Source organism: Mesorhizobium sp. M7A.F.Ca.ET.027.03.2.1, from assembly GCF_003999175.1.
Taxonomy (GTDB): Bacteria; Pseudomonadota; Alphaproteobacteria; order Rhizobiales; family Rhizobiaceae; genus Mesorhizobium.
On the sequence record NZ_RZOM01000139.1, the window covers coordinates 1 to 8,700 of the forward strand.

9 protein-coding genes are annotated in these 8,700 nt (G+C 63.5%); 2 read left to right on the top strand and 7 right to left on the bottom strand.

Going from position 1 to position 8,700, the window contains the following annotated elements:
* A partial coding sequence (locus EN750_RS08890) for a LysR substrate-binding domain-containing protein (RefSeq protein ID WP_127396189.1) occupies positions 1 to 730 on the top strand: 730 nt, incomplete at its 5' end.
* Between the two features lie 75 nt (positions 731 to 805).
* The gene (locus EN750_RS39140; RefSeq protein ID WP_145967512.1) at positions 806 to 1,090 is read left to right on the top strand and encodes a hypothetical protein; all 285 of its coding nucleotides are present in this window, start codon (positions 806 to 808) and stop codon (positions 1,088 to 1,090) included.
* A gap of 246 nt (positions 1,091 to 1,336) precedes the next feature.
* On the opposite strand, the gene EN750_RS08895 is transcribed toward EN750_RS39140, so the two are convergent.
* The 7 genes from EN750_RS08895 to EN750_RS08925 all read right to left on the bottom strand — a co-directional run.
* Complete coding sequence (locus EN750_RS08895; RefSeq protein ID WP_127396190.1) at positions 1,337 to 2,437, bottom strand: class II histone deacetylase; 1,101 nt, start codon at positions 2,435 to 2,437, stop codon at positions 1,337 to 1,339.
* A gap of 10 nt (positions 2,438 to 2,447) precedes the next feature.
* On the bottom strand, positions 2,448 to 4,031 hold the full coding sequence (locus EN750_RS08900) for a GMC family oxidoreductase N-terminal domain-containing protein (protein WP_127396191.1): 1,584 nt from the start codon (positions 4,029 to 4,031) through the stop codon (positions 2,448 to 2,450).
* Between the two features lie 10 nt (positions 4,032 to 4,041).
* Entirely contained in the window at positions 4,042 to 5,127 is a 1,086-nt protein-coding gene (locus EN750_RS08905) for a branched-chain amino acid ABC transporter permease (protein ID WP_127396192.1), read from the bottom strand.
* Positions 5,128 to 5,135: 8 nt separating this feature from the next.
* Positions 5,136 to 6,023, bottom strand: a complete 888-nt coding sequence (locus EN750_RS08910; protein WP_127396193.1) for a branched-chain amino acid ABC transporter permease — start codon at positions 6,021 to 6,023, stop codon at positions 5,136 to 5,138.
* Between the two features lie 4 nt (positions 6,024 to 6,027).
* The gene (locus EN750_RS08915; protein WP_127396194.1) at positions 6,028 to 6,756 is read right to left on the bottom strand and encodes an ABC transporter ATP-binding protein; all 729 of its coding nucleotides are present in this window, start codon (positions 6,754 to 6,756) and stop codon (positions 6,028 to 6,030) included.
* Positions 6,753 to 7,577 carry an ABC transporter ATP-binding protein gene (locus EN750_RS08920; protein WP_127317773.1) on the bottom strand — a complete coding sequence of 275 codons (825 nt, stop codon included), beginning with the start codon at positions 7,575 to 7,577 and terminating at the stop codon, positions 6,753 to 6,755. The genes EN750_RS08915 and EN750_RS08920 overlap by 4 nt, the downstream gene beginning before the upstream one ends.
* Positions 7,578 to 7,647: 70 nt before the next feature.
* Positions 7,648 to 8,700 (bottom strand): ABC transporter substrate-binding protein (locus EN750_RS08925; RefSeq protein ID WP_145967514.1); only part of this gene is annotated, 1,053 nt, incomplete at its 5' end.

Genomic DNA, 8,700 nt, shown 5'->3' on the forward strand with positions numbered 1-8,700 from the left:
GTTCAACCGGTCGATCGGAGACCTCAACGGGCGCGTGCCGAAGGTCCTGCGCATCGGCTGCTTCGAGCCGTTCGGCGCGCTGTTCATGCCGGAGATGCTGCGCAGCTACCTCGACAGCGTCGGCGATGTCGAGATCGACCTTGTCGAGGCCGACCAGGTCCAGTTGCAGGAACGGCTTGTCGCTGGCCAGATCGATCTGGCCATTCTCTACGACATCGGTCCAATCGGTATCGACAGCGTCACCCGCATCTGCAAGGTACCGGCGCATGCCGTGCTCAATGCAGACGATCCCCTTGCCGCGCGCGACGGCATCTGGCTGGCGGAACTGGCGGCACGGCCGCTGGTGCTGCTCGACCTGCCGCACACGGCGACCTATCTCCTGACCCTGTTCGACGTGCTGGCGAAACGACCGGAGGTGCGCTTTCGCACGCGCTCTTACGAAACGGTGCGCTCGGCCGTCGCATCCGGCTTCGGCATGGCCGTCCTCAACATGCGGCCGATCGGTCGCGCCACCGCCGATGGCGAGGAGATCGTTCGAAGACCAATCCTCGATGAACTGCCGCCACCCACGCTGATCGTCGCCGACATGTACGGTTCGGCAAAGCCACTCTTCGTGCGTGTCTTCATCGACATGTTCCATCGCTTTTTCAGCGCGGTGGGCCCTTCGGGCTTTTCGGTGACGACGCCGGAGCGCGAACCTTTTCTACTGGTCGCCAGGGACGATGGCTGAGCCGCCCCCCTGGCGTTGCGGACATTTACAGGACCGGCATTGCAACCGCGCCGGAGGCGCGGGTTCCTGATCGAGATGTTCGAGATCGGCGGGCGGCTCGGCGACAACTCTTCGGTGCGCGCCCACGTTTCACCAACACCAATGCTCGGTCGCCTGCTCGCAGGTTGGAACGGAGGGTACTTTTCGAGACGGCTTGGGCACGCCGTCGAACGCCGCAAAGTGCAAGAAATCGCCCAATTGGTCCCGATAGTTGGTGAACCCTGGAAAAATTCTTGCGGCGATTTCCCTTTAGAACCAAAGCGTAATTTTTTGACGGCTCTGGTCGGTCTCTTATGGGGCTATGGAAACATCCTAGTGTAATTTCAATTAGTTATAGGCTGTTTGAACAATCGAGTGGGAGTAGGGGTTAGCGTAGTCGGGAGTGCTCCGGCGTAGTTTCTCGCAAAAAACGACGCGCTTTAAGTCTTTGTTTTCGTGCATGTCGTTGTCCCAAACCGGAACTTTTGGGCGACATGCATTAGCCTACCGTCAGCGCATGCCCGCATTTGCGAGATTGGCCGCCGGTGTGTCTTGAGATCGCCTCATCGGCTGACCGCAATCAGAATTCTAGGCGATGCCGCCCAAAAGTTCCTCCGCCCTGGAAACAGCGGCCGCCTGATGTGGCTGCAAGGGTTGGCCGGCATAGCTTTCGAAGACCGGCAGGAACGGGTCGTCGATATGCGTCCTGATGCCGGACAACTGCTCCATCACCGCCAGGCCACAGTAGGGAACGTAGGAGGCGGAATAGCCGCCTTCGTGCGACATCATCAGGCGCCCGCCGCAGAGGTCGTCCGCCGCCTGCATCAGCATCCGCGTCATGTCGCGGTAGCTGCCGCTATGCAGCATCATGCGCCCCAGCGGATCGGCCGCCGAGGCGTCGAAGCCCGACGGCACGACGATAAGATCAGGCTTGTAGCGATTGAGCGCCGGCAGCACGACGCGTTCGAACACGGACATGTAAACGCCGTGGCCGCAGCCGGCCGGCAGCGGTACATTGATGTTGTAGCCTTCGCCCTTGCCCTCGCCGCGTTCGTTGTGAAGACCGCTGTCATGTGGATAAAGCCCGTCCTGATGGATCGAGATGGTCAGTACCGACGGGTCCGAATAGAAGGCGGACTGGGTGCCGTTGCCGTGATGAACATCCCAGTCGACGCAGGCGACCCGCTCGAAGCCATGTTTGGCCCGGTTCTTCAGGATAGCGACCGGAACGTTGCCGAACAGGCAAAAGCCCATGCCTTGCCCGCGCTCGGCATGATGGCCGGGCGGTCGTACCAGCGCATAGCCATTGTCGACCTCGCCGCTCAACACCGCATCCATCACCGCTGCCGTGCCGCCGGCGGCCAGACAGGCGATCTCGTAGCTGCCATGGCCGAAGGGGGTGAGATAGCTCGCATCGCCGCCGCGCCCATCACTAAGCAGCTTGATACGGCTGATGTAGTCGCGGTCGTGGAACAGGGCGAGGTCATCCTCGCTCACCGCGATGGAGGCGATTTTGGACAGTTTCTCGGTCAGGCCCGAAACCTCCATCAGATTGCGGAATCGGCGTTTCGTGTCGGCATTCTCCGCATGCTCGCCCGGCTCGATGGTCAGGCTCGGCTGAAAGAACTGCGCGGCATTGCCGGTCTCGTGCCAGAGATAGAGTTCGTGGAAATTCCAGCCTGTCGTCATGTTTTGTCTCCTAGCCCGCCAGGATCATTGACGCGGCGCGTTCGGCGATCATGATCGTCGGCGCGTTCGTGTTGCCCGACACCATTTTCGGAAAGACCGAGGCGTCGGCGATGCAAAGCCCGTCCAGCCCATGAACCTTCATCGACGTCGGATCGACGACGGCCATCGCATCTGAACCCATGCGGCAGGTGCTGGTCGGGTGATAGAGCGTCGTGCAGTGGCCGCGTATATAGTCGGCGATCTCGGCGTCGCTCTCGCATTCGGCGCTCGGCGTGATTTCGCCGGCGAGCATTTCGGCAAGCGGCGACTGCGCCGCGATGCGCCGGCTGATGCGGATGCCTTCGACCAGCGTGGCGATGTCCGAGCCATCCTCGTCGCTGATGAAGTAACGTGGGTCGATCGCCGGATATTCGATCGGATTGGCCGAGCGCAGGCGAATCTCGCCGCGGCTGTCTGGCCGCTGCAGCGTGGTGTGCAGCGTGATGCCGGGTCTGGACGAAAGGAACCGAACATAGTCTCGATGCGGGCTGATGGCGCCGTAAAGCTGCAGGTCCGGCTCGATATCGGGCCGGCTCTTGACGAAGCCGCCCGCCGCCACCCAGGGTGAGGAACGCGGGCCGCTGCGCGATGTCTGCCATTCGGCGAAGTCGCGCTGCAGCGTCTCGTCGGTCCAGGCGCCGACGCCGATCTTGTCCTTGGTATAGAAGGTGATCGGAATGTTGATGTGGTCCTGCAGATCCTTGCCCACGCCAGGCAGGTCGTGCACGGGAGCAACGCCGACCTGGGCGAGTTCGTCGGCCGGCCCGATGCCCGAAAGCAGCATCAGCTGGCAACTGCCAATCGAGCCCGAGGACAGCACCACCTCGCTGTCGGCGAAAGCGGTCTCAGGTTCGCCATTGACGAGATAGCGGATGCCCTTGACCCGGCCCTTCTCGACGACCAGGCCCGTCGCCAGCACACCGGTTTTCACGGTCAGGTTGGGTCGTTCCAGCGCCGGGCGCAGATAGGCCTTGCCGGTGCCCCAGCGTTCGCCATTCTTGATGGTGAACTGGAACAGGCCGACGCCTTCCTGCTCGACGCCGTTGAAATCGCGGTTCTGCTTGTAGCCTGCGGCCTTGCAGGCCTCGATCCAGGCAAGCTCGTTGGGATCGACATGTCCGACATTGCCGATACGCAGCGGCCCGTCGGCGCCGTGCAGCGGGTCGTTGCCGAGTTCGGCATTGCTTTCACTGGCCTTGAACACCGGCAGCACGTCAGCCCACGCCCAGCCGGGGCAGCCCATCGCCGCCCAGCCATCATAGTCGGACGGCAGGCCGCGAATATAGATCATGGCGTTCAGCGCGCCGGAGCCGCCGATCATCTTGCCGCGCGGCCAGAACACCCGCCTGCCGCGGCAGCCGGCCTGCGGCTCGGTGTAGTAGCCCCAATCGACTTCCGTGTTGAACATGGTCGGCCAGTCCGACGGCACGTCCGAGGCGAGCGGCGCCTCGCGCCCGGCCTCCAGCAGCAGCACCTTGCGGGCAGGATCGGCGCTGAGCCGGTTTGCCAGCACGCAGCCGGCCGAGCCGGCGCCCACTATGATCGTATCGAACATCGTCAGTCTCTCACTTTCCGGCCGGGGTCGGGCTTTGCACAATGCTGCTTGCTGCTGGCTTGCTGTCGGGGCTGGCGCGACGGCGCCCGAGCCAGTCGATGAGATCGCCAAAACGGCCGACCAGCCCCTTGGGCATCAGCACCACCGACAGGGCGATGATCAGGCCGAGCCCGAGCGTGCGGAACTCGCCGCTCTCTCGCATCAACTCGTCAGCCAGCACCAGCACCACCGTCCCGACCAGCGGTCCCCAGAACGTGCCGACGCCGCCGACCACGACGATGGCGATGATGAACATAAGTTGCGACATCGACAGCACACCGGGGCCGATCGCCTGGAAATGCGCGGCATAGAAACCGCCGGCCAGCCCGGTGAAGAAGGCGGAGATGCCGAACACCAGAAGCTGCGCCTGGAAGCGGTTGACGCCGCGGGCCACCGCATAGCCCGGATTGTCCTTCAGCGCCCGGAAAGCAAGGCCGATCGGGCTTTTGACGATCGCGTAGGTGAAGACCATGGTGAGCGCGAACAGCACCGCGATGATGGCGTAATTGCCGACCAGCCACTGCGCTCGGAGCAAGGCCCTGGTGCCGAGGTCGCCGAAGCGGGCAAAGCCGACGGCGCCGCCGGTGAACTGGCGGCAGACGGAGCCGACCATGACGAAACATTCGGTGTCGGTGACGATCAGCAGATACATCGTCTGGGCGATCGCCAGCGTCAGCAGCGCCACATAGACGCCGGTCAGGCGAAGGCAGGCGAGGCCGACGACCAGCGAGAACAGCACGGCGCCCAGCGCGCCAGGCACAAGTGCTGCCCAGACGTTCCAGCCGAAATAGAAGCAGAGCATCGCCGTCGCATAGCCGCCGAAGGCAAAGATCGCCATTTGCGCCAGCGAGAAGATGCCCGAGAAGCCGAACAGGAGGTTCCACTGCGAGGCGATCGTCGCATAGAACAGCGCCAGCACGATCTGGCCAAGGATGTAGCGGCTGTCGACCAGGAACGGCAGCGCGATCGCCGCCGCGATCAGCATCAGGCTGATGGCAAGATCAGTCCTGGCCGAGCGGGACATGGAGAAACGGGGCAGGGGACGTGTCTCTGTCATGATGACCCTCACATGCGCCGGATTTCGGCGTGGCCGAAAAGGCCGGACGGCCGCCAGATCAGCACGGCAATGACGACGAACAGCAGCGATGGAAAGCCCCACCTGGCGCCCAAGGCGTACTGGACGAAGGATTCGAGCAACGCCAGCCCAAGTGCTGCTGCGATGGCGCCCGGCAGATTGCCGAGACCGGCGACCACGCACATGATGAAGGCCTTCAGCATCGGGTCGTTGCCGAGTGGCGGCGACAATTGCGTCATCGACGAGACCATGACGCCGCAGATGCCGGCGAGCGCGCCCGAGAGCATCAGCACCTGCAGGTAGACGCGGTTGACGGCGACGCCCATGAGTTGCGCCGCGTCGCGGTTCTGCGCCGTCGCCCGGATCGCACGACCCATCCGCGTGCGGCCGAGCGCCGCCGAGACGACCACCATCATGACGACCACCACCGCGATGATCAGAAGGTTTTGCCAAGGCAGCGTCAGCGGCCCCAGGCGCAGGGCGCCGGCGATCGAAACCGGCTGCTTCAGCGGCTGCCCGCCATAGGTCATGAGGATGGCATTCTCGAGGGCGATGCCGATGCCGACCGTGGCGATCATGACGTTGGCTTCGAATGTCGATTTGTCGTTCTGCAGGAGATTGCGAACGATCGCGAAATAGAGGATGGCGCCGGCCAAAGCACCCGCGCCGATAGCACCGGCGAAACCGATCGCGACCGGCAGGCCGAGCGAGGTGATCACCGTGAAGGCGACGTAGCCGCCAAGCGTCAGCATCGCCGCATGGGCCATGTTGAGCATGCCCATCGAACCCCAGACCAGCGACAGCCCGACCGTCGCCAGCGCATAGAGCGCGCCCGAGGTGAAGCCGGCGACGAGAATGGCCATGAGAACGTCGGTCATGGCGTCAGCCTCCGAGATACGTTGCGAGGAGTTCGTCGCGCGCCATCAGTTCGGCGGGCTTGCCTGACCAGACGATGGCGCCGTCGTCGAGCAGATGCAGGCGGTCGGCGAGGTCCTCGACCCGGGCCGGGTTCTCCTCCACCAGCAGGATCGTGCGCCCAGCCTTGCTCAGTTGCGAAATGACGTCGTAGACCTGATCGATGATCAGTGGCGCGAGGCCAAGCGACGGCTCGTCGATCAAAAGGATGCGCCCGCCCATCATCAGGCCGCGGCCTATGCCGACCATGCGCCGTTCGCCGCCCGACAGGCTCGAGGCGATCTGGTTGCGACGGTCGGCAAGCTTCGGCAGAAGCGCGTAGACCTCGTCCAGCCGACGCGCGATCTCGGCCTTGTCCGGCGCGAGATAGCCGCCCATCAAAAGGTTTTCGAGCACGCTCATCTGCGCGAACAGCATATCGCCCTGCGGCACGTGGGCGACGCCCAACATCGCCGTCTCATGCGGCTTGCCGGACAGGCGCCGGCCGTCGATGCTGATCTGACCGCCGCGCAGCGGCACCAGGCCGGAAATGGTCTTGAGCAATGTCGACTTGCCATGGCCGTTCGGGCCGACGACGGTGACGAATTCACCGGCATGAACGGTCAGCGAAATGCCCTTGAGCACGTCGAGTCCGTCATAGCCGCAGACGACGCCGTCGAGTTGCAGGACAGGTGGTTTTGCGGCTGCGCCCGTCATGGCGTTCCCCCCACCGCCGGATTCGTCGCGGCAGCTTGCTCATCGAAGAATTTCTTCAGCCGTTTCTGCGTGCCCTGGCCGAGATAGGTTTCGACAACGGTCTGGTCCTCGGCGACCTTGTCCGGCCGGCCTTCGAATATCACCTTGCCATGGTGCATGATGATCACGCGGCTGGAGAGCGCCAGGAGAAAGCGCATGACGTGCTCGATCAGGACGATGGTCAGTCCCTGGTCGCGCAGTTTCAGCACCATCGCCATGATCTGGTCGATCTCGGCGACGTTGAGCCCGCCCACCGGCTCGTCGAGGAAGAGCATTTTTGGCCGGGTGGCGATGGCGCCGGCAATCATCAGCAGCTTGCGGTCGAGCACCGGCAGCCGCGCCACGGTCTCGTCGGCCTTGGCCGCAAGCCCGACGAAGTCCAGCGCTTCGATCGTTGCCTGCCGGACATCCTCGCCAAGGCGGAAGCCGGCCAGCCTTCGCCGCTGCCGGCCGAAATACGCGGCGATCTCGATGTTTTCGCGAACGGTCAAGCTGTCGAAGGCGGCATTGAGCTGGAAGGTGCGGGCGATGCCGAGTTGGCAGATGCGGTCGGCCGGAAGCGCCGAAATGTCGGTGTCGCCGAAATGCACCCGGCCGCCACTGGCCGGCGTGATCCCGGTCACCACGTCGAAGAAAGTTGTCTTGCCGGCGCCGTTTGGCCCACCAATGCCAACGATCTCGCCCGCATTGACCACCATCGACACGCCGTCGACGGCGGCCAGCGAGCCGAACCGTTTGACCACACTGTCACAAACCAGCATCGGACCGGCGGCCTCAGTCATATTTCTCACCCAATGGAGCCGGTCGGGCAAACGGCCCGGCCGGTGTCGTTGGTTTCATTTCCGCGTCCGGTCACTTGATCCATGGCGGCAGGATGAAGCTGTCCGTGGCATAGAGCACCGGCGCGATCAGCTTCGGATCGGTTTTGTAATCCTGATGCTGCAGGAACTGGTGCGGCATGCCAAGCGACGGATCGGCTACCTGCGTCGGATAGCAGAAGGCCGATTGGCCGGCCGGATCGGCCCGGTAGGTGCCGTTGACCCCGCGATAGACCAGGCGCTTCATCGCATTGGCCACCTTGGTGGTCTGCGCCTTGTCCATCGGTTCGCCTGGACCACCGGCGATTGCCGCGGCAAGCGCCCACATCCACAGGCCGTCATAGGTCTGCGATCCCGTGATGTAGGCCGAGTTCGGACCGAATTTGGCCCGGTAGCTCTCGCGGAACGGCTTGGAGAAATCGTCCGGCAGGCAGCCGATCACCGTCGAATAGACGACGCCGTTGACCGCCTCGCCGCCGATCTCGCGGAAAGCCGGCAGCGATGGTCCGTACTGCATGTAGATCAGGCTGTTGATCGGCTCGGCGAGGAACTGGACCATGAACTGCGCCAGGTCCTGCGGCAGGAAGTGCGTGACCAGGATCGCCGCCGGCGGGTCCTGGCGAAGTTTCGCCAGCGTCGGTCCCCATTGGTTGGTCGGGAACGGAACGGTCTCGAACAGACTAACCTCGAAGCCGTATTCGGCGGCCTTGTCGCGGATCGCGTTGGCGATGACGATCGAATATTCGTTGGCAGACGGGATGATGGCGATCTTCTTGTTGGGCGCCTTCCATTTGCCGTCCGCGGCAAGCGTCTTGAGGAAGTTCAGGCAGCCCGGTCCATACCAGAACTCCGGCGGATCGCCCTGGAAGGAGCTGTAATAGCGGGCGGGGTCGGTCTTGAACTTCTCATTGTGCGAAATCAGCGTGTTGTAGTGCATCATGATGACGTCGTTGTCGGCGGCGACGTCCATCTCGATCATGTTGGTGCCGAGATTGTAGCCATTGATGATGACCGGCGCCTCGAAGCGGTCGATCAGGCGCTGCATCGACTGGCTGACGAGGTCGGCGCCCATTTCCTTGGTGTCTTC

Bases quoted from the DNA above. Each gene is read 5' to 3' on its own strand.
- EN750_RS39140 (WP_145967512.1), top strand. From the start codon at position 806: ATGTTCGAGATCGGCGGGCGGCTCGGCGACAACTCTTCGGTGCGCGCC.
- EN750_RS08895 (WP_127396190.1), bottom strand. From the start codon at position 2,437: ATGACGACAGGCTGGAATTTCCACGAACTCTATCTCTGGCACGAGACC.
- EN750_RS08900 (WP_127396191.1), bottom strand. From the start codon at position 4,031: ATGTTCGATACGATCATAGTGGGCGCCGGCTCGGCCGGCTGCGTGCTG.
- EN750_RS08905 (WP_127396192.1), bottom strand. From the start codon at position 5,127: ATGACAGAGACACGTCCCCTGCCCCGTTTCTCCATGTCCCGCTCGGCC.
- EN750_RS08910 (WP_127396193.1), bottom strand. From the start codon at position 6,023: ATGACCGACGTTCTCATGGCCATTCTCGTCGCCGGCTTCACCTCGGGC.
- EN750_RS08915 (WP_127396194.1), bottom strand. From the start codon at position 6,756: ATGACGGGCGCAGCCGCAAAACCACCTGTCCTGCAACTCGACGGCGTC.
- EN750_RS08920 (WP_127317773.1), bottom strand. From the start codon at position 7,577: ATGACTGAGGCCGCCGGTCCGATGCTGGTTTGTGACAGTGTGGTCAAA.